Source organism: Echinicola soli, from assembly GCF_006575665.1.
Lineage (GTDB): Bacteria > Bacteroidota > Bacteroidia > Cytophagales > Cyclobacteriaceae > Echinicola > Echinicola soli.
In genome coordinates this window covers 1,381,034-1,405,578 of the sequence record NZ_CP041253.1, presented here as the reverse complement: position 1 = coordinate 1,405,578, position 24,545 = coordinate 1,381,034, and the positions used below count along the sequence as shown (strand labels likewise).

Genomic DNA, 24,545 nt, shown 5'->3' with positions numbered 1-24,545 from the left:
CCATTGTCCCTCCCACAACCTAAAACCTTAGAACATCCAAACCTTCAACGTACAACCTCAATCCGTTTTCGCCAGTAACCTGTCCTGAAATAGATGAAGGCGACAATGGCAGAAACCCAATTGGAGATGGGAAAAGCCCAGTAAATTCCCTCGTGGCCCAAAGAAGTATGGTAGGCCAGATAATAGCCTACTGGGAACCGTATAATCCAAAGGTTCAGAAATGATATAAACATGGAAGCCTTGGTAAATCCTGCTCCATTAAAAGTCCCATTGATCACCTGCTGAACACCAAGGAAGCCAAAGCTAGGTCCCATTATCTTTATGAAAAGTGCCCCGTCAGCAATGACATTGGGCTCATTGGGAACAAAAAACCGCACCAAATCTTCGGCAAAAAGAAACAATAACACTCCAATCCCCGTCAGGCCAAAAAAGGCAACTTTCACGCTGAGCAAGCCGGTTTTTTCTGCCCTTCTGAGTTTTTGTGCGCCCACATTCTGCCCTACCAAAGTAGTCGTCGCAATGGCCAATCCCAAAGCTGGCACAATTACAAAACTCAGCATTCTGGCTCCTACGCCATATGCAGCGACCGTTTCACTGCCAAAGCTGGTTACCAGCATGACCATCATGGTCATTCCCAAAGCCCTGGCAGATTGCTCCATGCTGGAAGGGAATCCAAGTTGGAATAGCTTTTTGGCCCAGGGGAAGTCCCACTTCATCTCAGAAAAATGGATTTGGATACCATGCTTTCCTCTCCACATAACGTAAATTCCTGCAATTGCCGACAGCCCTTGCGTAATGACACTGGCCACGGCTGCACCTGCTACACCGAAACCAGGTACAGGTCCAAAACCGTAAATAAAAAGCGGGTCAAGCACCAAATTGAGCAAGACCGTTACCAACACCACATAAACAGGCAGCATAACATTGCCTATGCCCCGCATCAGGGATTGGAACACAAAGAACATAAACAGAAAGACAAAACCCAGCGAGGAAACTTTAAAATAATCTACCGAGTCGGAGTAGATTTCCGGACCAGCACCGATGAACTTCATCAAAGGACCAGCGGCAAAATAACCCACTATAGCGAGCAGTACAGAAATGAAAAACACCACAAATACGGTCTGCGAAGAGGCTGAATTAACCATTTTCTGGTTATTGGCTCCCTTGTGCTGAGAGACCAGCACCGTACCCGCTAACGTAAGTCCGGCACCAAGCGATAAGATCAAAAAAAGAATCGGAAAACTCACACTCACCGCCGCCACCGCATTGGCCCCCAATCTTCCCAGCCAAAAAGTGTCAATCAGTTGATAGGCGGTTTGAAGGACATTGGCCAAAATGATCGGAAAGGCGAGACTGACAAGTGCAGAAATCAACTTTCCTTCTGTATATTTTTTCTCTTTCGGTGCTTGCATAAAAACAGTTGGCCAAAGATAATTAATCATATTAATTTATCCGCGTAAATCAGCGGCGTCTGTGAGACACCTCCGGTTCTCCAAGAACTGCAAAAAAGCGTATTCACTTATTCCCAGGGGCATTCACCAGAAGTCTCCAAAAAACTTTGAGAAATTAGAGAGGGTCTTTTTTAATAAAAGGGGTGATTGAGTACCTTCGTGGTTTGGGAAAGCAACAAAAACAAATAGCAATATGGAAATTAACGGTAAAATAATTCAAATTATGCCAGAGCAATCTGGCAATGGAAGAAACGGCACTTGGAGAAAGCAAGATTACATTCTTGAAACGGAAGGGCAATATCCCAAAAAAGTCTGCCTGACCGTTTGGGGGGATAAAATCGACCAATTTGGCATGCAGCAAGGAGACACTGTCAAAGCGGGAATAGAGATCGAAAGCCGTGAGTATAACAGCAGATGGTACACTGATGTGAAGGTTTGGCGTGTGGATAAAGAAGGTGGTGCTCCCGCCGGTGGCCAAGCGGCATCCGGAGCTCCAGAAGTCAGCACCTTCAATGATGAAAGCGGTGAAGATATTTTGCCCTTCTAATTAAGCCAGATATAGCAAAAAGACTATATTTAGGGACTGTATCACATCAGCTGGTACAGTCCTTTTTATAGTTAGCTAAAAAGTAAAACTGAAGTGTATGTGGAATGATTTTGATGATAATGACAATCAGTGGGACGATGGAGATGAAGAAGATTTCAGAAAAGAACAAGATCGCATCAACAAACACCCATTAATGCAGAAAGCCAACGATATTCTGCTCCTTACCGAAGCATTGGTAGGGGTCTTGGATGAAAGTGCCAAAGAAATGTACGGCACCTTTATGCTGGAAGATGCCACCGTGATCTGTGGGAAATTTGGTGGCGCAGAGGGGGTGGACGACTATATCCTAAAAATGGAAAATGCCGTCTTTATGAAAGTCCATGCCAGACACCTCAATTCCATGACCTACTCCGTAGCAATGGTCGACAATCATGCTGAAGAGCACTTACAGCTACTCAGAGATGCCATTAACGACTTCAAGTCACTATTCGTGGATTGGGTAAAAGGTTTTGACCCCTCCTGCAAATATGACGATGGGTGGGGATTGTTTTGAGCAGCATATTACACTTATCTAAAGACCAATCTGAACACCTTGGACGATAAAGACCGAAAAGCCCACTGGGAAAATATCTACGAAACAAAGCCACTGACTACCGTGAGCTGGTATCAGCCCGTACCAAAGACTTCATTAACACTGATCGATGAAATGCAGCTCTCGCTTTCTGCCAAGATAATCGATGTCGGTGGAGGGGACAGCTTTCTGGTAGACCATCTCCTTCAGCTGGGCTATCAGAACATCACCGTGCTGGATATTTCATCCCAAGCAATCAAACGGGCACAAAAGCGCCTGGGCAAAGCAGCCGAGAAAGTAAAATGGATCGTGGCTGATATTACTACATTCTGTGCCGATGACACCTATGACCTTTGGCACGATAGGGCTACCTTTCATTTTCTCACCAACAGTGCGGATATTACTGCTTACTATGCTGCAGTAAACAAACATCTGGCGGAAAAAGGAAAAATGATCATCGGTACATTTTCTGAAAAAGGACCTTCAAGGTGCAGCGGCATCACCATCAAGCAATATTCCGCTGAAAAATTATCCGGCATTTTTGGGCAAGGTTTCCGAAAGGAAAAATGTTTCCATGAACAGCATCACACACCATCAGGAAATCATCAGGATTTTGTGTTTTGTTGCTTTGAGAAGTCCTGAAAGGCAACCTTACCTGCCTCCTAAAGCGGGGCATGAGTCAGCTTCCATCACTGACCGTTCCCGAAGTAATACCCCATATAAGCCCCCCCGATTACCATCACCAGCGTAATTCCCAGCAATAACAACAACACGCCCAAGGGCATCTCCCAATCTTCTGATCCGATGCGAAAACGAATATTCTTTTTTAAATCAAACATTTCCGTAAAGTTATGGTTTACTTAGCTGCTTTCAAACCTGACCATGCCCATGCCTACCAAAGACCCCGTCCTGACACCTGAGCTCCTGAAAATCATCAAAATTTTTGGTCTGACGTCTGTGGGCATTGTCTTGGTCTTGTCTTTTTTTAATGAATACCGGGCAGATAATACCAACTCCAATGATACCCATGCAATGGCCGACAGCAACTTGTTGTATTTTAAGAATGTACGCCAGCTGGATTATGAAATCAATAAAAATACCACCGCAAAACTAGAAATATTTCGATTAGGCAAGCGATTAAAAGGTAATAATTTGATTTTTGTTAATCTTTCTATTATCATAAGCCGTATAAGAAATAAAGCCTATATCTTTATTGAACCATCCGAAAGGTTAACATCGGAAACAACCGTGGAATTTAGATGGCTTAACAAAGGGACGCAGCAGGGTGTCCTAAGCTTCCAACAGGGAGACCGGGTCAGCCACCATCAGTTCGTCACCAAGCTTTATCCGTTGATAGATGAAGAAAGGGAATTTCAAGTAAAAATCGCTGGTAAATGGCACCCTATTTTAGTCTCCAGCAAGGAAAGACAAGCATTCAAAACAACTGCTGAGGATTACCTCCGCCTGATAAAATAAACCCAAAGAACGAAGGAAGATGGACATTAAAAAAATCGATAATCTATGGCGGTTTTTATCCATAAAAAACAACCTGCCCGTGAAGCTGGAATTGGACCATCATGTTTATTATAAATTCACCAAGGGCAATATCCAGCTTATTCATCAGTTTAACCCAAAGCTCTGGCAAGAGTCTACGCTGATCATTGCGGAGAAGCTTTTTCAGGAAAAATCGGTATCTCAACGATTTCATCATAAGAAAAAACAATTCGGATTCTCCTCAAAAGACACCTCCACGCATGTCCAGATATTTTTCCCCAAATCTCTTCTTCGCCTAAAGTCCACTTATGAAATGGACATCCAAATGGATCGAAACGGCCACTATTCCATTGGCCTGAGCCCCTTTGTGCCCAAGAACGTGTATCAGATCTTAGACAGTGTGAACTATGTGTGTCAGGAAATGTGGAAGAAGAATTTTTTCTCGGAAGGAATTAGAAATTAGCTAGCCTATCGGCCTAAGTATTGGCACAGTTTAAGGATCAAGGATACGATGATGCTAAGCAAGATCATCGTGGTGATGGGAAAGTAAAAGCTGAAATTTTCGCGCGCTACGCGGATATCTCCCGGAAGCCTCCCCAGCCAATGCAACTTATCACCCAAAAAGTAAACAAGCAGCCCAATCACCAAGATCGCCAGGCCAATGCCAATAATCCATTTTCCGGTTTCACTGTTCATGGAGCTAAAATACTTGCTGCACGTGGATTAAGCAATAGCGTTTTGGATAACCCAGTATAAGCACTGGAAAATCCACTGCGGTCTCAAAAACCTTTGAATCAGCGATACACTTAGTCCTATGCTTTCACCCGCAAAATATAGCTTAATTTGTCAATTTACTTTTCCAAGCAGATTCCACGTCCAATTGATGGATAGCAGGTCTGTACCATCCATTCTTATAGTCACTATCACATAATTCTAGTAGCTTTGCTTTCATGTCCTCCACCTTTTGGGGATGTTTGGCCGAAAGATCTGTCGTTTCTTTAAAATCATCAGGAAGATAATAAAGCTCAAAAGTATCTTTTCGAACAATACACCGTAATTTCCAGCCATCTTCAGCAATCAAGGCCGGCCCTTCAAAGGATGAATGGACGATAAATTCGTGCTTATCCGTTTGCTCCCTGCCGGTCATTTCATGAAAGAAACTGATACCATCTGTGCTAAATTTCCGTTGATAACCTGTAATCTCTGCCACCGTAGGCAGCCAATCGTAGTTAGTGACCAAAAGGTCAGAGGTACTGCCTACAGGGGTGTGGCCAGGCCATCTCACAATTAAGGGAACTTCAAGACCACCTTGCAAGTTGCTTCTTTTCATACCCGCTCGGCCATTATTTCCATTAAAAATATCACCAGCAAGATCACTGTAATACTTGTTTTGCAGGTTATCAAAGCGCTCACCGGTTTGCATATTGGTGTAAGGCTTGAGCACCCTGCCTTCTTGGGTATAATAAATTTCATGGCCATTGTCGGCGGTGAAGATTACCAAAGTGTTTTCTGCTAACTGCAGCCGATCCAGTTCATCTAAAATTTGGCCGACATTATCGTCGAGGAATTTGACCATGGAGGCATATTCCTTTTCTATTTGGGTGAGTTCCGTGGATTCGGCAACTTCAGGATGAACCGATGGAACCGCTACTGGGCCATGGGGTAATTGGGTGGGAAAATAGAGAAAGAAAGGTTGGTCTTTATTGTCCCGGATAAAATCAAGCACTTTGTCCATAAACAAATCCTGTGAATAAACGGCTTTGCCGGTCATATCCCATCGCTCGTCAAAGGCTTTTTGGGTCTCACGCTCGATGGTTTTGCCGCAATCTGCCCGTGTGTTTCCTGGAATATCCACTAGCTGGCCATTTTCGAAAAGGTAAGGTGGATAAAATCCATGCGCCCGATTATGGTCGAGATAACCAAAATACTGATCCCAGCCATGACGTTTCATTTGATAATCTGATACCGAAAACCCCCATTCCAGTTTGCCAAATTGCCCTGTAACATACCCCGCTTCCTGTGCCACTTGACCCAAAAACACCTGTGCTTCAGGAATAGGATCAAGGACACCGTTGATCATTTCTTCTATTTCCTGAACCATGTAAGTGGAATCCCCGACATGCTTGTACAGCTGTCCTTTGGTTATAGGGAATTCAGGGGAATGGCAATCGTGCAATCCCGTGATCAGCGATGCCCGGGCAGGGGCGCACAACATGCTCCCTGTGGCATTGGTAAACCGCATTCCTTCTGCTGCCAGACGATCAATATTTGGAGTGGTGAGATACCTTTGGCCTTCTTGGCTGAGCATACCTTTGCCCAAATCATCGGCGTAAATAAAAATAATATTGGGTTTTTCTACGCTGGATACTACTTTTTTACACCCATATAAATGCAAGCCGATGAAGGCTATGCTGAGAAGAAAGGTGAATTTTTGTAGGTTCATCCCATAATTTAGGGCGTTTGTATAAAACATAAAAGTAATTGGTCTGTTTTCAGCATGAAGACCTCTCCAAGATGATCACTCCATGATCTGCTCATGGGGCAATAGCCTAAGGACCACAGTGGTAGGAGATTCAAAAAGGTCTTTCCCCTCAAAAACCTTTTGATAATGAATCTCCATTTCATCCAATTCTTCCAAATACCGCTTTCTGGTAATCAGGTAGCCTGTCATCTGCTGGGGAACGGCTACTTTCTGAATATCCTTTAAAGGTTGCTGAAGGTAAAATGAAAACGCGGGATTGTAGATTTTAAAGTAATACAAATCAGTAGCAGCCAGCTGTGAAGTCTTTGCTTGTAAAACGGGGTTTTGACGGTCAATTATTGGAAACGCAAACCAAAAGAAAACAAATGCCACCAGCATAAACCCTCCACCAAACCAAACCAAAAAGTACTCGGTTTGTCTTTTGACCAGGGCCCTAAACATTGGAAAAACCACCAAAACCGGTACAAAAAACCACCAAAGAAGGCTTTTGGGAACATACAATGCAGGATCTGCTGACAATCCATAATACACCCCAAAAGGCAATAATACCAGGACTCCTCCATATACAATCCCGGGAGCCACCAGGCTTTTCCACTTCTTTCCCTTGGTCAGTGCCCCCAGATAGTTTCCAATAATAATGGCCAAAAACGGATATGCCGGTACAGTATAATTGGGAAGTTTAGTGCCGGACAGCATGAAAAAAACTATGATGGTCGCAGCACAGATTAATGCAAACGTCGTGACCCGGTTGGTTCGGAATTTTAGGGTATGCCAGACACCCTGAAACATAAAAAAAGCAAAAGGCAGCATTCCTGCAAACACAAACAGCCAAGTCAGCCAGAAGCCTCCTCCATGCCCTTCCATGGGAGCCGAAAAACGGTTAAGGTTATGCTTAAAGATAAACTCTTCTATCCAAAGCCCATTGGTTTTGGTAGCCACCAAGACATACCAAGGCAAGGCGATCAGGAAAAAAACAGCCAAGCCCATGGGATGAAAAATCCGGAGCAGCCTTTTGCCATTCAGCAACTGCATCGCCAATCCATATACCAACAGTGCGATACCGGGCAGCACTACTCCCACGGGCCCCTTAGAGAGCACCGCCAACCCAAATGAAGCATAAGTGACCAACATCAGCATATTTGAACGAAAACCTGAAAGGGACCATTCGTAAAATGCCATCAGGCCCATGCTCATGAAAAATATCAAAAATGGATCGGGTACGGCCATATGAAACTGGATGTACCAATGGAGACTGGAAGCGAGTACAAGCAGGGTTAGGACTCCCGCCCGATATCCCAGGTTTCTCCTGGCAAACCGATACGTAAAATACACCGTCAAAAAGCCAAACAAAGCAGGGAAGAACCTGGCCGCAAATTCATTGATCCCAAAAAGCTGGTAGGAAAGCACAAAGAAATAATAGTGCAATGGGGGCTTATCAAAGCGGTATTCACCGTTGAACGTCGGCACAACCCACTCTCCTTTCTGAAGCATTTCGATGGCGGCGGTAGCATTTTTAGCTTCATCCAAGGCGTAGACACTCAGCCCATTGAGATTAGAATAATGCAGGAGAAGAACAATGAGCAGCAATACACCTCCGACAATTCCCTTTATATCCAGGATTCTTTCCATGTGTTAAAATTACAGGCTATTCCCCTGCTCAATGTCAACAAAGCGTTATCAAAAGATTAGGTTTTGATAACGCCACTTGGTGCCCGTGCAAAAAAGCTGTAATTTTGACCAAATTTTATGCGGTATGTCCAAGTTACAGCTTTCCCTTGTTGTCACGGTTTATAACGAGGAAGAAAATATTCAACCACTATTAGCTGCTGTTTATGAAGCCTTAGAAGGTATTTCCTACGAACTCATCTTGGTGGATGATGGCTCCACTGATAAGACTGTGGCCATGTCCAAGCAATATGCCAATGCCTTCACAAAGGTGTTGATTTTCAACAAAAACTACGGGCAGACCACTGCACTGGCAGCAGGTATAGACTATGCCATTGGCGAGTATATTGTAACCATGGACGGGGATCTGCAGAATGATCCGTCCGACATTCCGATGATGCTCCAGAAAGCCATCAACGAGGATTGGGATGTGGTAGCAGGGGTACGCGCCAATCGACAGGATGGCTTCGTCCTGCGGAAATTGCCGAGCAAGTTTGCCAATTGGATGATCCGAAATACCACCAAGGTCTACCTAAAGGATTACGGCTGTAGCCTGCGGGTGTACAAGGCGCAGATTGCCCAAAACATGGGACTTTATGGTGAATTGCACCGTTTTATTCCTGTTTTGGCCAAACAGGAAGGTGCCCGCATGACCGAAGTAAATGTCAAGCACCATCCAAGGATCCATGGCACTTCCAAGTACGGCCTGAACAGGACCTTCAAGGTTTTGGCGGACCTGATCTTGATGCTCTTTTTCCAAAAGTACTTGCAGCGCCCGATCCATATCTTTGGAGGCTTAGGGCTTTTGGCATTGATCTCTGGTGCCCTTATCAATTTTTACCTTTTGGTGCTCAAAATCCTTGGAGAGGACATCTGGGGCAGGCCGATTCTGCTGGTTGGGCTGATCTTGATTTTGGGGGGGCTGCAGCTGATCACCACCGGTATCGTGGCGGAGATCATCGTCAGGACGTACTTTGAGTCACAGGATAAGAAGACCTATACCATCAAAGAAGTTTTCGAAGGTGAATAAAAAAACACTTAAGCTGCTCCTGAAGCTGCTACTCACAGGAGTGGCCATTTACCTTGTATTCAGAAAAATAGACATCGAAGCCACTTGGCAGGTAATCAAGAAGGTGAATTTCGGATACCTTATCATCGCAGCGCTGTGCTTTGTACTTTCCAAAGCCCTTTCTTCCCTTCGTCTGAACGGGCTATTCCGTAATCTTGACGTTCTCCTCAGTGAGCGCCAAAACCTCAAACTTTACTGGATCGGGATGTTTTATAACCTCTTCCTTCCCGGAGGGATTGGCGGAGACGGTTATAAAGTCTACTGGCTTAACAAACGCTTTGACACTAAAGTAAAAAAACTACTGGCCGCGGTATTGCTGGACCGTGTGAGCGGCTTGGCGGCCTTGGTGTGGCTCATGCTGGGACTTTGGTTTTTTGTGAACGTGGAGTGGACAGCTCCATGGGGCATAGACTTGGATATGGTAGCTGCTGTAGGCCTGACCATGGTGCCACTGGTATTTGCTGCTGTGGTGAGATGGTGGTTCCCCTCATTTTGGCGCTCTACGGCGATTACCAGCGGCTATTCACTTTTCGTACAGTCCGCTCAGCTTATTTGCGCATATTTTATCCTGCTTGCATTGGGAATAGAGGAACAAATCCTTGAATACCAGTTTGTCTTTTTGCTTTCTTCGATCGTAGCGGTTTTGCCACTTACTATCGGCGGTGTAGGCGCTCGTGAATTGGTATTTATCTTTAGCCATGAGTACATGGGCATCGATAAAAATATTGCCGTTGCCTTTAGTCTGCTTTTCTTTTTGATCACCGCAGTGGTTTCCCTGGCTGGCGCGACGGTGAAGATGGAGGATGTCCAGGGATCAGTGACCAGTAAGTAATGGGCAATAGTTAGAATATTTGCCACATTTTTACAATTTTCAACCCTTACAATCTTCCAATTTTAAATATCAATGCAAATCACCTTTCTTGACCGCATCACATTTGCCGCAGCCACAGTCCATTCCGTTGGATTTTTTCGGCTTGAAATATTGGTACCCCTTCCAGGCAATAATCCCTGCAAACAACATCCATACAATAATTTCTTGCCACATAATTTTCTGCTTGTTTAATTACGAAAATAACTGATAGGCGATGAAGGCCGAGACATAGGCCAAAGCAGTCATGTAAATAGTTTGGATTACTGGCCACTTCCATCCTTTGGTCTCGCGATAAACTACCGCCAACGTACTCATGCACTGCATCGCAAACGCATAGAAGACCATCAGTGAAATCGCCGTGGCCAGGTTAAATACAGCCTCGCCGGTTTTGGGATTTACCTCACTTTTCAGCTTTTCCTGAATGGTCAATTCGTCCTCCACTTCACTGCCCACACTGTAGAGCGTGGCCATCGTAGAGACAAAGACCTCACGGGCAGCAAATGAAGTGATCAATGCAATCCCAATTTTCCAATCATAGCCCAAAGGCCGGATGGCCGGCTCGATAAACCGTCCAGCTATTCCTATATACGAAGATTCCAACTCAGCTGATTCAAGATTATGTTGATATTCAAGCATCGCTTCTTCAGCAGCCCCATCGGCGGGCACTTCCACTGCGGCCATTGCCTCCTCCCTTGCACTGGACGGGCCATAGGTCGCCAGCACCCAAAGCACGATAGAAATGGCCAAAATTACCTTCCCCGCTTCGAATACAAAGGTCTTCGATTTGGAATACATGGTGATCACCACATCTTTCCACCGGGGCAATCTAAACAATGGCATTTCTACCATCAAATAACTTCTCTCATTAAATTGAAGGACTAACTTCAATATCCATGCGGTCACCAATACCGCCACTACACCCAGCAAGTACATGCCCAGCATGACCAACGCCTGTAGGTTAAACGGTCCAATATTGGTCGCCGGAACGGCGATACCAATAAGAATGACATAAACCGGAAGCCTTGCTGAGCAGCTCATCAATGGTGTAACCATAATCGTGATCAGGCGGTCTTTCCAATTGCCGATATTACGGCTGGCCATGATCCCTGGAATGGCACAAGCAATGCCTGAAATCAGCGGCACGACGCTTTTGCCATTCAGGCCAAAGGGGCGCATGATCCTGTCCATCAGGAACACTACACGAGACATGTATCCTGTGTCTTCCAAAATCCCCAAAAAGGCAAATAACAACGCAATCTGCGGAATGAAGATCACTATTCCACCGATGCCGGGAATGATTCCCTCTGTGATCAGGTCAGTGAGCACCCCTTCCGGTAACAAACCTGACACTGAAGCACTTAAGCTGGCAAAAAAACCATCTATCAAATCCATGGGAACTGCTGACCACGCAAAAACGGCTTGGAAAATCAATAGAAGTATGCCCAAGAAAATAGCATATCCGCCAATTTTATGAAGAAAGACCTTGTCCAACTTATCTGTTAGGCGCTTTTTCTTTATATCTGTCTTTTCTACCACCATCTCTAACACCTGCTGGATGGCTGCATAGCGGTCTTGGGTTTCTTTTAGTTGTATGGATTTGATATCAAAATCAGCTTCCCCTACTTCCCTGCCAAGCCATTCATTATCTTCTTGGGAAAGAATAGGCTCCTTATCATGAAAGCGGATCAGCTGGTAGGCTTGATAGCTGTTTTCAAGGGAAAATCGCTCGCAGATTTTTGCTGACAAGTCACCAGGCAGCAGTTGATCAGTATCTAAAAAGGGAACTGGCTTTTCGAACATTTGCTGGCTGATCAGGTCCGTGATGCCGTTTATTCCTTTGTTGCTTCGCGCATTGGTTTGGATGACCGGTACGCCCAGTGCCTTGTAGAGTTGGTGGGCTTTGACTTTGATCCCTTGCTCTTCTGCTGTATCTGACATATTAAGGACCACAGCCATTGGCAGACCAAGATCCATGATCTGGGTAACCAAAAATAATCCACGCTCCATACTGGACATGTCTACTACTGCCAGGACAAAATCCGGCTTGGAAGTCTTGTCCAGTCCATTGAGCACACGATGGACGATTACTTCATCTTCCGAGTTGGGATAGATGCTGTACGTGCCCGGTAGATCGATGATGGTAGCGTTTTGATCCCCCATTTTTAGGGAAGCATAGCGCTTGTCCACCGTCACACCAGGATAATTGCCCACTTTTTGACGCAATCCCGTCAGGCGGTTAAATATCGTTGTTTTCCCCACATTCGGATTTCCGATAAGGGACACAGTAAAAGTTGATAACTTCTCAGGGGTGAGTACTTCTGGCATACGGTAATTAGTTTTCTAGGATCACTTCAATGAGTTGGGCTTCGCTCTTGCGGAGAGCAATGACGGTATTTTCCAGTCTAAAGGCCATCGGATCTTTCAGTGGTGCCCGCTGCAACAAGGATATATGTTTGCCGGGCAAAAATCCCATTTCCATTAAGTTTAAGGTCAACTCACTTGGCAAAATCTTAAGGATTTTGGCCTTTTCACCTATTTTAATCGTATCTGCCGTCGTCATATCTGGTGCTATAAAGCATTATGTAATTCCTCCGAGATGATAAGCTCCAAGAAAATCTTACGCTCGTGTTCTTGATGATTAGGTAAAGGTGCCAAAATCACTACTAAGCACGCCTCCCAAACACTCGAATCCCTGGATATCAAATCGATATTTCTGAATAATTGAATTAGATTGAATCTAAATTGCTGCAAAATTAACGGAAAAAGTGCAGAATTCGTTCTGTTTTTGCTGAAATCTTAAGTTTCAGTGATGAGTGGTCGGGTGTCGGAATATTGATTTATGACTATCCGTGACTTTGCATGTACCACTGAAGAAGTTGACATATTTACCGAAAGTTCTTTTATTGGCCTTTAGAACGTTAGGTATTGAGCAATTGATGGAAAAGTTCATGAATTCGGTTACGTGCAATATTTCGGACACGTATGTACTACTTTATCCAACCAACTGATGCTCTCCATTCATCGTATTGTCGTTCTCTTTTTTCAAGGTCTGTTGGGGGAAGTTGGTTTTCGCTTTCCATCCGTCTTCTCATAATCCTGGTCTGCTCTTCCAGAGGCTTAAGCCCGATAGATTTCCTCCGGCCATTTACTTTGACCATATCGTCGATGGGACTGGGACTCATTTCCCCATTTTCGTCCCAATCAAACTGTGTTCCATAAAGCTGTAACTTCCCTTCGAGCACGGCTATTCGATCAGTCAGGTAGGCTAAATTTATGGGGTCTGCTTTATCTTCACGAACTGCACTTTCTAATAGCTTGGCACTCCTTTTCATAAAGCCTGGCTGTCCGATTGAATGTTGAATTACTAACCACGCAGCTTCACTGGCCCGTTTGCCTACTTTATCTGATGTCGGATATCCGATACGGTCCATTATTTCGTCCAATAACTTCGCATTCCTATTGTGCAAAGCGGCCATTTCTTCGCTATATCCTTTCCCCAGTTGTCCCTTCCGAACAAGCTTGTCCCGAAGTTCCAAGTCTGCGTTTTTTAACCCTATAATGGTTTCAGAAAGGTCTTTGTAATCCATATTGTTCAAATTGTCACTAACAAATGCTGGCAGTATCTTTTAAAGCCTGGCAACTAAGAAAGCCTCCCTCTTGCTGATAAAAGGTCACCTAGTGAGGAGTTAAACACACTTCACTTTCCGTTTCCTATCACCATTGACATTATATTTTGCCACTATCGACATGCATTATGCTTATTCAATATACCAAGTTTACCACCTCAACCTCCCCTTTAACAACACGGAATTACCTTTATCGTCATCCGTAATGAGCACCACTTCAGTTCTTCCGGGTGAAATTTCTTTTTCAACACTTATGGATTCAACTTTTAAATGTTCACCTTCATTAGGGATTTTACAGTAATCAAAAGATTCGGAAATCTTATTATCAGAGATGTCGATCATTCCAATAAAACTGCCCAAAATTTCACCGTCATTGTACGCATTGTCCGTATCTTCTACCGAAGCTGTAAAAATAATCTTTGCTTCGCCTTTTAATGACGCGGCTCCCGAAAAACCCGCTTCTATACCGTTTATCTTCGGCAGTGAAAATGCCGTGATCTCTGGTTGGGGGAAAGATGCTTCACCTCTTAGATAGTTTAAGAGCCTTGTATATTCAAACTGTAAAACCAGGTTTTTTTTTCGATTAAAAAGATAAATGCGTTTGTTGTGAAACGCCGCCGCTTCAATATTCAACTCAGCATCATGCAATATCGGGAGCTTTCGCAGTTTGTTGTAAAAATCAGTAATTTGATACTTTTCAATGAGCAAGGAATCTTTCAACAAAGCACGGATAAAAATATCTCTTTGCGGCGATTTAGAACCGGAACCGAAAGCAACCATCTCATTTTGCCCGATCATTTCCAATGCCTCAAAGTCCGGTTTTTCAGATTTGGGTATTCTACCGCCTGCAGAATGCAGGCTGTCAACCAATGGTGTTTTGGAGATAATTTGAAAATCACTGTTTAAGGAAAATAAAAAAGGGGAATCATCTCCAATAATATGATAAACATCGCCGGATTTCACGATTCCAGATCCACTGGGGATTTTATCTGTTTTCGTTTTCTCCAAAACGGTAATTTCCATATCACTTTCGGTACAAGCTTGTGCAACCAAGATTGTTGCTATTAGTAGCAATACTGTTAATTGATTCAAATTTCTTCGTTTACTTACCAAGTGTGGGAATATTGTATTTAACTTGCTCGCAATATTCAGTCTTGTATCCCTTCACTAGTTCCATACGTGAGCCCGGAAAGCTGGCACGTTCCTTTATTCCATTCGCTTCACACCATTCCATTGTAGGGTATTTCCCATCAATGATTAAAGTCCGATTTCTATCTGCCATTTCATATTCCTTATCGATTGCGCTCGGGGTCTTTGGTTTGAAGCTATAATAGACACGAATTTGCTGATTTTCCAATGTATCTATTTCAGTAATTAAAATAGTACCAAGACGATCAGTGTACTCACACGTGACATTATATTTCTCCAGGTTCTCTTCTCTTTCTGAAAGGAAGTCTTTCAAACCACCTTTGACCGCTGCATCTGATTCTTCTTGTTTTAGTTGCCTTACTTGCTGCTTGACCGAAGCACATGAACTTAATACAAGAAAAGCTAAAGCCACAAAAGGTAAATGTAAATTTTTCACACTAAAATCATATTTGCACATTATATAATACACAAAATTAGCCAAAAAAAAGTAAACAACGCTATTAATGAAGTACGCAAAAGTACGCACCCCTTTAACTTTGTTTGAAGAGGGGTCTTAAAAAGGTGTACGAACACTACTTCGGCAAACAGGTGGGCCGAACTGTCTTCATAATCCTTTGCCTTTGGACCAATGCACCTTATCTATACCATCTCCTCAATCAAATAACTCAACCTCAAAAGCGCATTGTTAGGATCAGAGCCAAAGATGGAATAGGTGACATTGCCGTCTTTATCGACGACTATCCAATGTGGCGTGCCACCTGCACCGTAGTCCAAATAAGTTGTGTTGAACTTAAAATCTTTATAAAAAGGAAAGCGGATATAGAGTTCTTCTTTTGCTTTTTCAAAGGCCTGCTTGCCATATTCCATTCCTTCAAAAATGGTGTGAATGCCCAGCACATTTATTTTGTCGCTATACTCATACACCAGACGATTGGCAAAAGGAACTGCCCTGCCTAAACAGCCGGGGCAGCCTAAATTGAAAAATAAAATAACCAAAGGTTTACCCACATATTCCTCCCTATCCGGAAGTTTCTGTTCATCGAATATTCTTTCCAGGTGCCAGTCGGGTAAAGGCTTGCCCAGTACAATCTGGTTTAAACTTAGATTTCCGTGCATGGTTTTAGCTTTTGTATAATTCTTAATTCAATGGTTTTAACCCGGATTATGATGTGTACCGCATCTCACAATACGGTATAAGGCTGTTTGGCATACAGCAAGATGATTATGAAAGCTATAATTTCATCGCCGTCAAGGCCGACTATACAGGCCCCCAAAAGAGCTTGGTACCGGCATCTACAATTGCCTGCATAAAGCTTTTTATTTTTTTTGGTTATTCTCCAATTAACCATTATCCTAAGAGCTGCACGACAACATTGAACAGCCTACTTTATGCCTTGCCCATTCGGGTCTTTTTGCATACCATTTTTCCATTTCCGGTTGCTCGTCATAAGGTTTCGACAATAGTTGATACAGTTCGTCCAACAAGTTGTAATCGTTCTTTTCGGCATCGTTAATCGCTAATTGCACCATATAATTGCGCAAAACATATTTCGGATTGATGGATTTCATCTTTGCGACTCTTTCTTCGCGGCTGGTATTTTCCTGTGCGAGATATTTTGAAAATGAATCAAACCAGGCTGCCCAGTCTTTTTTTCCAGTTTCGAGTTTTTCTTTATCGAGATAGGACGATTTTGAAAGCCCTTTCCAAAACACATCAAAATCAGTTATGTTTTTAGAAAATTCTCTGAAGAAAATGGTCATATCTATTTCCCATTGTTCCAATAAGGTTTCTAATTTTTGAATGTATTCTTTGGGCACATTTTGGTCGTTAAACAGCCCCAATTTACCACACATCATTTGATGATAACGTGCCTGAAAATCGGTTCTGAATTTTTCAAGAATGGTTTGAAAACCCTTAACTTCTTCAATCAAAGGATACAAAGCATTTGCTAGTTGAACTAAATTCCAAAGTGCAATATCGGGCTGATTTCCATAGCGGTATCTTCTATTTTGGGCATCCGTTGTGTTGGGCGTCCAAAGCGGACTATAATCTTCCAGCCAGCCGTAAGGCCCGTAATCAATGGTCAAGCCAAGAATCGACATATTGTCGGTATTCATCACGCCGTGTACAAAACCGACCCGTTGCCAATGCAAAATCATTTCGAGGGTGCGGTTGGCTACTGCTTCAAAGAACTTTAAATAGGTTGCTTTATCGCGGTTTTCTCCAAGTTGCGGATAATGGTGTTTGATGGTATAATCGACCAATTTCTGCAAGTTTTCCTTGTCTTGTCTGGATGCGAAAATTTCAAAACTACCAAAGCGGATAAAGCTGGGCGATACCCGACAAACAATAGCTCCTTGTTCGTTTTCGGGATTTCCGTCGTACATAATATCACGCAATACCAAGTCACCCGTTTTTACCAAAGACAAGGCTCTGGTGGTCGGAACGCCTAAATGGTGCATGGCTTCGCTACATAAATATTCCCTTACGGAAGACCGCAAAACCGCTAATCCGTCAGAATTTCTGGAATACGGAGTTGGACCGGCACCTTTTAATTGAAACTTCCAATTTATACCGTCTTTCAAATCTACTTCTGCAATATTTATTGCTCTTCCGTCGCCCAATTGTCCTGCCCAATTTCCAAATTGATGCCCACCATAACACATTGCATAACTTTCAAAGCCATTAAAAGAAGTTGCTCCGCTCATTACCTGTACCAATTTCGCTTTGTTGTTTAGCGAAACGCCCAATTCATCCGCAAAATTTTTAGATGAATGCACCAAGCTGGGATTGGATGGTTTTAAAGGATTAACGAATGAAAAACAAGCCTTATAAACTTGTCGCGACCGATTGTCCATCACCAGGTCTGCCGGAAGTTCTTTTGAGAAATGGGGATGTGTATTATGTTCAAAAAGATCTTTCATTTTATTTATTTCTTTGCTTTTTCGGCTACCCAATAATCCCGCTCCATTTCGGGTCGCGTCTTGCTACGTGCCTAACGTATCTACAAACAGCTTTGGCCCGATAACCTTCTTCGGTTAATTTCTCAAACGTCTTCAACACCAATTCTTTTCCAACACCCTGTCCCCTAAGTGCAGGAGGTACTTCAGAGTGGACAAGTCTCATTTCAGAGGCATTATCCAGAATATAACTAACGGTTGCTTTTGTGCCGTTTTCCAACGGAAGCACAAATTCTTTATTGGTTTTATCGTGAATGATGTCCATTGTTTTTTGCCCTTGCGTATTGTATTCTTTTCTGCTGTCTTATTTAATTTCTCTATTGCAAGTCGTACAGACATATACATTCTCATGCTTATGAGTCTTATTTACATGCTCATCTACTATCTTACTGATAAAACTCTCATAAATTTCTTTACCCGGAGTCAGATGTCTGTCTCTTACCAATTTATAGTATTCTCCGTCCCACTCTGAATATCCCCAACAGACAGCACACATTCCTTCGGGAGCTTTGCCAACAGGCTCTCCCTTTTCTTTTTTTGAAAAATAGCTTTTGATGTTTTCAACAAGTGTTTTCATATTTTTTTTGTTATAAGTAAATAGTTTCTATGGCTTCTATCTTGACATAGGCATCCATCAAATATGCTTTTTGGGTAAGCGTGAAGGCAAGCGTAAGACCCTCCATCGCTCCATTATGCTCAACTCTCGGGTTTTGCAAAGTGTATCCCTCAATATAATGAATGCTACCTTTTTGACTGAGCTGTACATATTCGGTCAGCACTGAACCGTTAGTGGTAAAATCCACTAAATTTATATGAGGACTTATTCCTCCACTTTTACACCTTTCCAAAAAGCCACATGATCCTTTATTTCTTTTGCTGCTTCGGAAGGCGACTTATAATACCAGCCTGCATCCTCCTGTACTTCTCCGTTGACATTCACAGTGTAATAGGATGCCGAACCTTTCCACGGACAGGAGGTTTTATAATCGGATTCTACGAAATATTCTTTTTTCAAGCTTTGGGGAGGAAAATAATGGTTGCCCTCCAACACAATCGTCTCGTCACTTTCTGCGATGATTACATCATTAAATACTGCCTTCATTTCTTTTTATGTTTAAGTTGTCAATTGTTTATTGATCCCTGTACTGCCAACGCATAGCGGTACCTAAGCCTTTCAATAAAGCCCTTTATGCCACAAATTAAGGGCATAAAGGGCTCTTCTTATTTTTTAGTCCAGAAAGGTTCCAAACCGCTCGGAATGACAAGTATAGCCGTTTGGATGTTTTAATAAATAATCCTGGTGCTCCTCCTCGGCGGGCCAAAATTTAGTATAAGGTTCCAACGTGGTAACCACTTTTCCGTCCCACTTATTAGATTTATTTACAATGGCTATTACTTCCTCAGCAATTTGTTTTTCTTCTTCATTCTGAAAGAAAATAGCCGAGCGATAGCTCGATCCCCTATCATTTCCTTGCTGGTCTACTGTCGTCGGATTATGAATGCGATAGAAATAATCCAATATTCCTTTAAAATTGATTTCGGTGGTATCATACGTTATTTCAATACCTTCAGCGTGTCCCGGGTGATTCCTATACGTAGGATTTTCATTTTCACCTCCAATATATCCTACTTCGGTATCCACAACTCCATTCAATTTTCTGAAGAGATCTTCCATCCCCCAAAAACAACCTCCAGCGATGTACACTTTTTTTGTGTTTTCCATTTTATTCCTGTTTTTATCTGTTAATTGATTATTCTTATTTATTGAACTTTCTTTTTCCTTCTGACTTCCTTTATTCATGCCACATGCCGTAAAGACGATAGACAAAAACAGAAGAGACAGCAAGGTGAAAACTTGCTTTTTTGCATCTTTATTTAACATGATTTCTTATGATTTTCTAATTTTATTGATTTCATTTTATTTCGTTACTTACTAAATTTTAGTTTATTGCCTTATTGCTGCTGGTATACTTATACACTTACTAATCAATAATGCTATTCCATTTTGGATCACTATTGGCCACATATTTAACGTAAGTACAAACTGCCTTAGCTTGGTATCCTTCTTCACTTAATTTTTCAAAGGTCTTTAAAACCAATTTTTTTCCGGCTCCTTTACCCCGTAATTTCTCGGGTACTTCCGAATGTATCAGTCGCATCTTGCCAGAACAGTGGTCAAGCGTATAAAGAACCTTTGCCTTTAAGCCATTTTCCAAGGGCAGCACAAATTCTTTATTGATATGATCGTGAATGATATCCATTATTTTGCAGCTTCTTTAAAATATTTAATAGTCCCATCAACATTGATATGGAAATCGGCAAATACCACATTATTTTCTTTGTCGATAAAGATAAACCAAGGGGTCCCGCCCGTTCGGTAATCCTGCATAATGGTAGACTGGCCTTTGCCGGGGTCATGTCCAAACGGAATCTTTAAACCGTACTTCTTCTGGGTTTCCAGAATCTTATCATAGGTATTGGCATGCGCTCCCTCAAAAACCGTTTGAACGCCCAGAAACGCAATTTTGTCATTTCCTTCAAACGCATCAACCAATTTTTTCAATGACGGAAGCCCTACACTGTGGCAACCCGGACACCAATGCTGAAAGCAATAAATGATTTTATATTTCCCCTCATAATCCGATAGTTTTATAGGTTGCTCCAACTTATTTCCGTTGGCATCTATCCATTGCTCCACACGTAATTCGGGAGCTTTTATAGTATTTTGTTCTTGAGTATTTTCCATTTTTTTTATTTTTAATGTTCAACAGAACTATACAAAACAGCACATAACATGCGGTTTGATAAACGTGGCTTTGGTCACGCTTTTCTGATAATTAAGCAGGTACTTTTACCAAATCAATGGATTCAGAATTGATGCAATACCTCAAGCCGCTTGGCTCTGGCCCATCTTCAAATACGTGCCCCAAATGTGAGTCGCAGTTATTGCACATCGCCTCTACCCGGATCATTCCAAATGAGCTGTCTTTTTCATACTTTACCGCATTCTCTCTGATGGGTTGTGTAAAACTCGGCCAGCCTGTTCCCGACTCGAATTTTATGGTCGAATCAAACAGCTCGTTGTCGCAACAAATGCACTTGTATTTGCCCGCGTCGTGAGTGTGGCAAAAAGCACCGGTATCCGGTCTTTCCGTTCCTTTTAAACGGGTAATCCTGAATTGCTCCGGCGTAAGAATAGCCTTCCATTCTGCTTCGGTTTTCTCTACTCTTCTGTCAGGTGTTGGATTTCCGTGCGTTGCGAATTTTATAATGTCTTTCCAGTGTATCATATCTATTTAGTTTTATCTTTCTACTGATACAAATTTACTTCAAATAGCAGCCATTTAAGTGTGAGTTTTTCACCAATTGGTGTTTGATTTTCCACTTATGCAGTGCGTTTATACCTTATCACTTCAACCAACTTTTCTTTTTAAAATAGATAAAAGGCAATAGTGCCGAAAGCAGCATTACAATGATGACTATCGGGTAACCGTAATCGAGCTCTAATTCGGGCATATCTTTAAAGTTCATCCCATAAATACCTGCTATAAAGGTTGGTAGGGAAATACACACTGTAACGATTGTGAGCATTTTAAAAATATAATTTTGCTCCAGATCTATTTTGTTGGATACATTTTCCTTTAGATCATCCAAGCGGTCAAAATTGAATTGAATATAATCCGATACCGTTGCCAAATCATTCAACTCTGCTTGCACACATTGTTTAATTCCAGTTGATGCTTCCCAATAACTTTTTAAGTAAAGGTTAAAAATCCGTGTTGTTTCCAACAATGTTTCCTTAATCAATAAGTTGCTGAAATTGTATCTTGTGATGATGTCCAATTCTTCATTAGAAAAGGACTTTTCAATTAAAATCTTGTTGGCAAGTAATTTGATTTTCTTTGTTAGCCGCTCAGTTATGTCTGCGAGATAGTCCGCAATAAATTCAAACTGGAACTTAAAAAGACTTTCTGCATTCGCTATTTTCTGTATTGAATTTACCTGATAAGAATAGGTGCTGTTAAAAAAGCCGTCAAGCTCGGGATTTGTAAACATAAAAATCCCCGTCTTGGAACAAATGATAAAAACCTGCTCTTCCTCCATTTTCTCTTCCTTGTTAAAATACGGAATTGAAAAATGAAAGGCTACCTGGCTTTCACTTTCTAAAAAGTGAGAACTGATTTCAATATCCTGATGATTTTTCATTATGGTGAAATCGAGACCATAATTTTCGCTAAGCCAATTTAATTCAGCATCAGCATATTCCGTAAAACGCATCAACTGAAATTCCAGGTTTGAAACCGGAATTTCAGTTATGTTTCCAGGATATAAAAGTTCTTTGTTTTTCAATAAAATTTCTATCATAGATTTTTCCTATTCATAATGAAGTACATCATCATTTCATTCAGGTGTGGGTTATCATCGACGGGTGTTTGTTTCCACTTCCCGAAAAGACCAGCTTTCTTCTATATTTCGGTCATACAACGCTTCTGCTTTTTCCGCTCTATTGTTTTTCCGATATTTCACCAGTAATTGAGACTGTAATGGACTTAAATAGGTTTCTCCCTCACCGTCCTTTTTATACGGAATGGCGTAATTCAACAGGCTTCTTTGTCGGAAACTTAACGGCAGCACCCTGAAAATAGAGCCTTTCAGATAATATTGCGGGTTTACATCTTTCTTGTACGTATCGAGCTTTTCCATTAAATAAAACCCTTGGTCGATGGCATAGCTGTTCAGTTCATCCAAGGTGCCTTTGTCCGGATCATAATGTACTTTTACCACTTCCTTGCCCGCCATCCAACCGGCTTCGGTAGATAACACCATTGGATGCTGTATCATACTTGTTTCGCCCGACCAAAAACAAGGCGTTTCGTAATAGGCTATCCGGCTGATTCCGCTTAATATTTTCAATTCATCCTCCAACAATTCAATGTACCGGGGTACTTGCTTGCTACTTATCAGGATGGTATTTCGCATTTTTTCATAAAGCGCAAGCGGATTTAAGGAGTATTCCAATTTTGGTACAATATCAACACCGTTTTTGTCTATAAACCGCACCACCGGATTGTTCCACGCCCGCTCATTAAATTTATCCAACACCTTTTTGTCTTCGCCTTCCACATTGTTGTATATCGCCAAGGGAATAAATTCATTTTCAATGGCTTCAACAACCAGTGGATAACTCAGCATATCATATGCGAAATTCACACAATTGGAACACCCTGGCACTTCTTGGAAAAGCAGAAAAACAGGCTTATTGGTCCGGTTGCTTTCCGCTATTGCGGCATCATAATCACGGTACCAGGAAACTTTTCCCAACTCTTTCGGCTGTTGATTTCTATCAGTCTTCATAGCTGTTTTTAGTTAAATTAATGCTACTAGGGCTAGCAATTTTTTTGCGGTACTTTTCTCACCTAAAGTGTACAAAGCGTAAATCATGTTATTGAAAACCCTTCTAACAATGGCTTTATCGGTAGCGATAATTATATCCCGAAAATCTTTGGGCACGTTTTGCTTATTCAACCAAGCCTTGAAATCCGTGTTTTTGATGATTTGTCCATTATTGAACGGGTCGAGGATAAATGCTATTTCATTCATCGAATTTTCGGCATCATTATCTTCTGCAAGGTATCCCAAAATGAAATGACCGGGTGAATTGATGCCGACCAACGGAATGCCTGCGCCCCTGGCTACCAATAAGTAAATGATGGATAAACCAATGGGATTTGTAGCCCTCGTTTCGACCATTTTGTTGATAAACGAATTGCTTAAAGCTGAATATTCCTTGAAATTGCCTCTAAATTCAAAATCCTTCAGAATAACTTCATTGAATATTTCCGCTATCTCTTCCGGAGATTTCCCTTCTATTTTAGCTTTTACGGCGGTGGTAATTTCATCAATCAAACTTGTGATGGCCGCCAAATCGAAATTGGGATAGCCATAGCTTGCAACATGCAGCATTCCCTCCATTAAATCGGGGTTCTCTTGAGCACTCCAGCTTTCAATATCCGCTTGTAATTTTTTTAATTTTATATGGTCTAGAATTTCGACAATTCTTTCGGTTTTCAGCTCGTCATCACTGGTATCGAAAGCAGTTTGTAGTTCAGGAATAACATTGAAATCGGCATTTAAGACCTCCCTTCTCACCATATCGTATATCCTAGTGTCCGGATCGTCCAAAAGACTGATTAAGGCGTTGGTTCTTCCTGTGTTTATTTCGTTTTTTTCCATTTTCTAACTTCCTTTCTTATTCGAATATACCAAGACACCGGGCAAAAAAGGTGTTGGGAATTCCTCAATTGGTGTTTGGCTTTCCCACAGCCTTTAACCTGATTTAAACAGCTCGGCTCTTGTCCCGAAATTCATCAGGCGTCATTCCATTTTGCTTTTTGAAGAAGTGGGTAATCAGCTTAAAATTCTAATCTAAATATTTGTGAATCTGTGATGTGGCTGTTCAACCAATAGCTTAAAAGCCTTCCAGGCAAACCAAAATCATTTGATAATAGATTGTCGATTTTTCAAATCTTTTATTTCACTCCAAACATTGTAATTTTAGCTATATCCCTGAAGCATAAACACCATTGGATATTCTTTTTCAGATTCATAATCTTCTGGTTTTTGAACCAATAAGTATATTTTACTTTTTTTATGAAAAA

Annotated in this window: 30 protein-coding genes; 7 read left to right on the top strand and 23 right to left on the bottom strand. The window is 42.0% G+C overall.

Annotated features, from left to right (window positions below; all coding sequences use genetic code 11):
- Window positions 1-44: 44 nt before the first annotated feature.
- The gene (locus FKX85_RS05910) at window positions 45-1,412 is read right to left on the bottom strand and encodes an MATE family efflux transporter (protein ID WP_141616719.1); all 1,368 of its coding nucleotides are present in this window, start codon (window positions 1,410-1,412) and stop codon (window positions 45-47) included.
- Between the two features lie 232 nt (window positions 1,413-1,644).
- Here FKX85_RS05910 and FKX85_RS05905 point away from each other — a divergent pair, with 232 nt between their 5' ends.
- The 3 genes from FKX85_RS05905 (at window position 1,645) to FKX85_RS05895 (ending at window position 3,211) form a co-directional block, all read left to right on the top strand.
- Window positions 1,645-1,998 carry a DUF3127 domain-containing protein gene (locus FKX85_RS05905; protein WP_141613845.1) on the top strand — a complete coding sequence of 118 codons (354 nt, stop codon included), beginning with the start codon at window positions 1,645-1,647 and terminating at the stop codon, window positions 1,996-1,998.
- Between the two features lie 97 nt (window positions 1,999-2,095).
- Window positions 2,096-2,551 (top strand): hypothetical protein, encoded by a 456-nt coding sequence (locus FKX85_RS05900; protein ID WP_141613844.1) that lies wholly within the window; start codon window positions 2,096-2,098, stop codon window positions 2,549-2,551.
- Between the two features lie 39 nt (window positions 2,552-2,590).
- Complete coding sequence (locus FKX85_RS05895) at window positions 2,591-3,211, top strand: class I SAM-dependent methyltransferase (RefSeq protein ID WP_141613843.1); 621 nt, start codon at window positions 2,591-2,593, stop codon at window positions 3,209-3,211.
- 47 nt (window positions 3,212-3,258) lie between these two features.
- Here FKX85_RS05895 and FKX85_RS21405 read toward each other — a convergent pair whose 3' ends face one another.
- On the bottom strand, window positions 3,259-3,408 hold the full coding sequence (locus FKX85_RS21405) for a hypothetical protein (protein WP_168196220.1): 150 nt from the start codon (window positions 3,406-3,408) through the stop codon (window positions 3,259-3,261).
- A 49-nt stretch (window positions 3,409-3,457) separates the two neighbouring features.
- Between FKX85_RS21405 and FKX85_RS05890 the strand changes: the two genes are divergently transcribed.
- Both FKX85_RS05890 and FKX85_RS05885 read left to right on the top strand, forming a co-directional pair.
- On the top strand, window positions 3,458-4,045 hold the full coding sequence (locus FKX85_RS05890) for a hypothetical protein (RefSeq protein ID WP_141613842.1): 588 nt from the start codon (window positions 3,458-3,460) through the stop codon (window positions 4,043-4,045).
- Between the two features lie 19 nt (window positions 4,046-4,064).
- The gene (locus tag FKX85_RS05885; RefSeq protein WP_141613841.1) at window positions 4,065-4,526 is read left to right on the top strand and encodes a hypothetical protein; all 462 of its coding nucleotides are present in this window, start codon (window positions 4,065-4,067) and stop codon (window positions 4,524-4,526) included.
- 5 nt (window positions 4,527-4,531) lie between these two features.
- On the opposite strand, the gene FKX85_RS05880 is transcribed toward FKX85_RS05885, so the two are convergent.
- The 3 genes from FKX85_RS05880 to FKX85_RS05870 all read right to left on the bottom strand — a co-directional run bounded on the left by FKX85_RS05880 (window position 4,532) and on the right by FKX85_RS05870 (window position 8,174).
- Window positions 4,532-4,759 carry a DUF2905 domain-containing protein gene (locus tag FKX85_RS05880; RefSeq protein ID WP_141613840.1) on the bottom strand — a complete coding sequence of 76 codons (228 nt, stop codon included), beginning with the start codon at window positions 4,757-4,759 and terminating at the stop codon, window positions 4,532-4,534.
- Window positions 4,760-4,901: 142 nt separating this feature from the next.
- Window positions 4,902-6,536, bottom strand: a complete 1,635-nt coding sequence (locus FKX85_RS05875) for an arylsulfatase (RefSeq protein WP_229239783.1) — start codon at window positions 6,534-6,536, stop codon at window positions 4,902-4,904.
- 45 nt (window positions 6,537-6,581) lie between these two features.
- Window positions 6,582-8,174, bottom strand: a complete 1,593-nt coding sequence (locus FKX85_RS05870) for an ArnT family glycosyltransferase (RefSeq protein WP_141613839.1) — start codon at window positions 8,172-8,174, stop codon at window positions 6,582-6,584.
- A 124-nt stretch (window positions 8,175-8,298) separates the two neighbouring features.
- On the opposite strand from FKX85_RS05870, the gene FKX85_RS05865 reads away from it, so the two are divergent.
- Together FKX85_RS05865 and FKX85_RS05860 are read left to right on the top strand one after the other, a co-directional pair.
- Complete coding sequence (locus tag FKX85_RS05865) at window positions 8,299-9,240, top strand: glycosyltransferase family 2 protein (protein ID WP_141613838.1); 942 nt, start codon at window positions 8,299-8,301, stop codon at window positions 9,238-9,240.
- Complete coding sequence (locus FKX85_RS05860; RefSeq protein ID WP_141613837.1) at window positions 9,233-10,111, top strand: lysylphosphatidylglycerol synthase transmembrane domain-containing protein; 879 nt, start codon at window positions 9,233-9,235, stop codon at window positions 10,109-10,111. Before FKX85_RS05865 ends, FKX85_RS05860 begins: the two co-directional genes overlap by 8 nt.
- Window positions 10,112-10,180: 69 nt before the next feature.
- On the opposite strand, the gene FKX85_RS21865 is transcribed toward FKX85_RS05860, so the two are convergent.
- The 18 genes from FKX85_RS21865 to FKX85_RS05770 all read right to left on the bottom strand — a co-directional run bounded on the left by FKX85_RS21865 (window position 10,181) and on the right by FKX85_RS05770 (window position 24,120).
- Window positions 10,181-10,324, bottom strand: coding sequence for a FeoB-associated Cys-rich membrane protein (locus FKX85_RS21865; protein ID WP_141613836.1), 144 nt, complete (start codon window positions 10,322-10,324; stop codon window positions 10,181-10,183).
- An 18-nt stretch (window positions 10,325-10,342) separates the two neighbouring features.
- The gene (gene feoB, locus FKX85_RS05850) at window positions 10,343-12,475 is read right to left on the bottom strand and encodes a ferrous iron transport protein B (protein ID WP_141613835.1); all 2,133 of its coding nucleotides are present in this window, start codon (window positions 12,473-12,475) and stop codon (window positions 10,343-10,345) included.
- 7 nt (window positions 12,476-12,482) lie between these two features.
- On the bottom strand, window positions 12,483-12,710 hold the full coding sequence (locus tag FKX85_RS05845; protein ID WP_141613834.1) for a FeoA family protein: 228 nt from the start codon (window positions 12,708-12,710) through the stop codon (window positions 12,483-12,485).
- Window positions 12,711-13,137: 427 nt separating this feature from the next.
- Window positions 13,138-13,737 (bottom strand): DUF6624 domain-containing protein, encoded by a 600-nt coding sequence (locus tag FKX85_RS05840; protein ID WP_141613833.1) that lies wholly within the window; start codon window positions 13,735-13,737, stop codon window positions 13,138-13,140.
- Between the two features lie 189 nt (window positions 13,738-13,926).
- The gene (locus tag FKX85_RS05835; RefSeq protein ID WP_210416909.1) at window positions 13,927-14,868 is read right to left on the bottom strand and encodes a DUF6929 family protein; all 942 of its coding nucleotides are present in this window, start codon (window positions 14,866-14,868) and stop codon (window positions 13,927-13,929) included.
- Window positions 14,869-14,878: 10 nt separating this feature from the next.
- Window positions 14,879-15,361 (bottom strand): hypothetical protein, encoded by a 483-nt coding sequence (locus FKX85_RS05830; RefSeq protein ID WP_141613832.1) that lies wholly within the window; start codon window positions 15,359-15,361, stop codon window positions 14,879-14,881.
- Between the two features lie 203 nt (window positions 15,362-15,564).
- A complete protein-coding gene (locus FKX85_RS05825; protein ID WP_141613831.1) occupies window positions 15,565-16,041 on the bottom strand; it encodes a TlpA family protein disulfide reductase in 477 nt (158 codons plus the stop codon).
- A gap of 237 nt (window positions 16,042-16,278) precedes the next feature.
- A complete protein-coding gene (locus FKX85_RS05820; protein ID WP_141613830.1) occupies window positions 16,279-17,850 on the bottom strand; it encodes a protein adenylyltransferase SelO in 1,572 nt (523 codons plus the stop codon).
- Window positions 17,851-17,875: 25 nt separating this feature from the next.
- Window positions 17,876-18,151, bottom strand: a complete 276-nt coding sequence (locus FKX85_RS05815) for a GNAT family N-acetyltransferase (protein WP_141613829.1) — start codon at window positions 18,149-18,151, stop codon at window positions 17,876-17,878.
- 39 nt (window positions 18,152-18,190) lie between these two features.
- Window positions 18,191-18,463, bottom strand: coding sequence for a hypothetical protein (locus tag FKX85_RS05810; RefSeq protein WP_141613828.1), 273 nt, complete (start codon window positions 18,461-18,463; stop codon window positions 18,191-18,193).
- A gap of 243 nt (window positions 18,464-18,706) precedes the next feature.
- Window positions 18,707-18,988 carry a DUF427 domain-containing protein gene (locus tag FKX85_RS05805; RefSeq protein WP_141613827.1) on the bottom strand — a complete coding sequence of 94 codons (282 nt, stop codon included), beginning with the start codon at window positions 18,986-18,988 and terminating at the stop codon, window positions 18,707-18,709.
- A gap of 126 nt (window positions 18,989-19,114) precedes the next feature.
- The gene (gene msrA / locus FKX85_RS05800; RefSeq protein WP_141613826.1) at window positions 19,115-19,609 is read right to left on the bottom strand and encodes a peptide-methionine (S)-S-oxide reductase MsrA; all 495 of its coding nucleotides are present in this window, start codon (window positions 19,607-19,609) and stop codon (window positions 19,115-19,117) included.
- A 259-nt stretch (window positions 19,610-19,868) separates the two neighbouring features.
- The gene (locus tag FKX85_RS05795; RefSeq protein WP_141613825.1) at window positions 19,869-20,147 is read right to left on the bottom strand and encodes a GNAT family N-acetyltransferase; all 279 of its coding nucleotides are present in this window, start codon (window positions 20,145-20,147) and stop codon (window positions 19,869-19,871) included.
- A complete protein-coding gene (locus tag FKX85_RS05790) occupies window positions 20,147-20,632 on the bottom strand; it encodes a peroxiredoxin family protein (protein ID WP_141613824.1) in 486 nt (161 codons plus the stop codon). The genes FKX85_RS05795 and FKX85_RS05790 overlap by 1 nt, the downstream gene beginning before the upstream one ends.
- 91 nt (window positions 20,633-20,723) lie before the next feature.
- Complete coding sequence (gene msrB / locus FKX85_RS05785) at window positions 20,724-21,176, bottom strand: peptide-methionine (R)-S-oxide reductase MsrB (RefSeq protein WP_141613823.1); 453 nt, start codon at window positions 21,174-21,176, stop codon at window positions 20,724-20,726.
- Between the two features lie 118 nt (window positions 21,177-21,294).
- Window positions 21,295-22,251 carry a CorA family divalent cation transporter gene (locus FKX85_RS05780; protein ID WP_141613822.1) on the bottom strand — a complete coding sequence of 319 codons (957 nt, stop codon included), beginning with the start codon at window positions 22,249-22,251 and terminating at the stop codon, window positions 21,295-21,297.
- Between the two features lie 54 nt (window positions 22,252-22,305).
- Window positions 22,306-23,241: a thioredoxin family protein gene (locus FKX85_RS05775; RefSeq protein WP_141613821.1), complete on the bottom strand. Its 936-nt coding sequence runs from the start codon at window positions 23,239-23,241 to the stop codon at window positions 22,306-22,308.
- Window positions 23,242-23,253: 12 nt separating this feature from the next.
- The gene (locus FKX85_RS05770) at window positions 23,254-24,120 is read right to left on the bottom strand and encodes a transglutaminase family protein (protein WP_141613820.1); all 867 of its coding nucleotides are present in this window, start codon (window positions 24,118-24,120) and stop codon (window positions 23,254-23,256) included.
- Window positions 24,121-24,545 lie beyond the last annotated feature (425 nt).

Excerpts from the sequence above, each read along its gene's own strand:
- FKX85_RS05910 (WP_141616719.1), bottom strand. The coding sequence starts at position 1,412 with ATGCAAGCACCGAAAGAGAAAAAATATACAGAAGGAAAGTTGATTTCT.
- FKX85_RS05905 (WP_141613845.1), top strand. The coding sequence starts at position 1,645 with ATGGAAATTAACGGTAAAATAATTCAAATTATGCCAGAGCAATCTGGC.
- FKX85_RS05900 (WP_141613844.1), top strand. The coding sequence starts at position 2,096 with ATGTGGAATGATTTTGATGATAATGACAATCAGTGGGACGATGGAGAT.
- FKX85_RS21405 (WP_168196220.1), bottom strand. The coding sequence starts at position 3,408 with ATGTTTGATTTAAAAAAGAATATTCGTTTTCGCATCGGATCAGAAGAT.
- FKX85_RS05890 (WP_141613842.1), top strand. The coding sequence starts at position 3,458 with ATGCCTACCAAAGACCCCGTCCTGACACCTGAGCTCCTGAAAATCATC.
- FKX85_RS05885 (WP_141613841.1), top strand. The coding sequence starts at position 4,065 with ATGGACATTAAAAAAATCGATAATCTATGGCGGTTTTTATCCATAAAA.
- FKX85_RS05880 (WP_141613840.1), bottom strand. The coding sequence starts at position 4,759 with ATGAACAGTGAAACCGGAAAATGGATTATTGGCATTGGCCTGGCGATC.
- FKX85_RS05875 (WP_229239783.1), bottom strand. The coding sequence starts at position 6,536 with ATGTTTTATACAAACGCCCTAAATTATGGGATGAACCTACAAAAATTC.
- FKX85_RS05870 (WP_141613839.1), bottom strand. The coding sequence starts at position 8,174 with ATGGAAAGAATCCTGGATATAAAGGGAATTGTCGGAGGTGTATTGCTG.
- FKX85_RS05865 (WP_141613838.1), top strand. The coding sequence starts at position 8,299 with ATGTCCAAGTTACAGCTTTCCCTTGTTGTCACGGTTTATAACGAGGAA.
- FKX85_RS21865 (WP_141613836.1), bottom strand. The coding sequence starts at position 10,324 with ATGTGGCAAGAAATTATTGTATGGATGTTGTTTGCAGGGATTATTGCC.
- feoB (WP_141613835.1), bottom strand. The coding sequence starts at position 12,475 with ATGCCAGAAGTACTCACCCCTGAGAAGTTATCAACTTTTACTGTGTCC.
- FKX85_RS05845 (WP_141613834.1), bottom strand. The coding sequence starts at position 12,710 with ATGACGACGGCAGATACGATTAAAATAGGTGAAAAGGCCAAAATCCTT.
- FKX85_RS05840 (WP_141613833.1), bottom strand. The coding sequence starts at position 13,737 with ATGGATTACAAAGACCTTTCTGAAACCATTATAGGGTTAAAAAACGCA.
- FKX85_RS05825 (WP_141613831.1), bottom strand. The coding sequence starts at position 16,041 with ATGCACGGAAATCTAAGTTTAAACCAGATTGTACTGGGCAAGCCTTTA.
- FKX85_RS05820 (WP_141613830.1), bottom strand. The coding sequence starts at position 17,850 with ATGAAAGATCTTTTTGAACATAATACACATCCCCATTTCTCAAAAGAA.
- FKX85_RS05815 (WP_141613829.1), bottom strand. The coding sequence starts at position 18,151 with ATGGACATCATTCACGATAAAACCAATAAAGAATTTGTGCTTCCGTTG.
- FKX85_RS05810 (WP_141613828.1), bottom strand. The coding sequence starts at position 18,463 with ATGAAAACACTTGTTGAAAACATCAAAAGCTATTTTTCAAAAAAAGAA.
- FKX85_RS05805 (WP_141613827.1), bottom strand. The coding sequence starts at position 18,988 with ATGAAGGCAGTATTTAATGATGTAATCATCGCAGAAAGTGACGAGACG.
- msrA (WP_141613826.1), bottom strand. The coding sequence starts at position 19,609 with ATGGAAAACACAAAAAAAGTGTACATCGCTGGAGGTTGTTTTTGGGGG.
- FKX85_RS05795 (WP_141613825.1), bottom strand. The coding sequence starts at position 20,147 with ATGGATATCATTCACGATCATATCAATAAAGAATTTGTGCTGCCCTTG.
- FKX85_RS05790 (WP_141613824.1), bottom strand. The coding sequence starts at position 20,632 with ATGGAAAATACTCAAGAACAAAATACTATAAAAGCTCCCGAATTACGT.
- msrB (WP_141613823.1), bottom strand. The coding sequence starts at position 21,176 with ATGATACACTGGAAAGACATTATAAAATTCGCAACGCACGGAAATCCA.
- FKX85_RS05780 (WP_141613822.1), bottom strand. The coding sequence starts at position 22,251 with ATGATAGAAATTTTATTGAAAAACAAAGAACTTTTATATCCTGGAAAC.
- FKX85_RS05775 (WP_141613821.1), bottom strand. The coding sequence starts at position 23,241 with ATGAAGACTGATAGAAATCAACAGCCGAAAGAGTTGGGAAAAGTTTCC.
- FKX85_RS05770 (WP_141613820.1), bottom strand. The coding sequence starts at position 24,120 with ATGGAAAAAAACGAAATAAACACAGGAAGAACCAACGCCTTAATCAGT.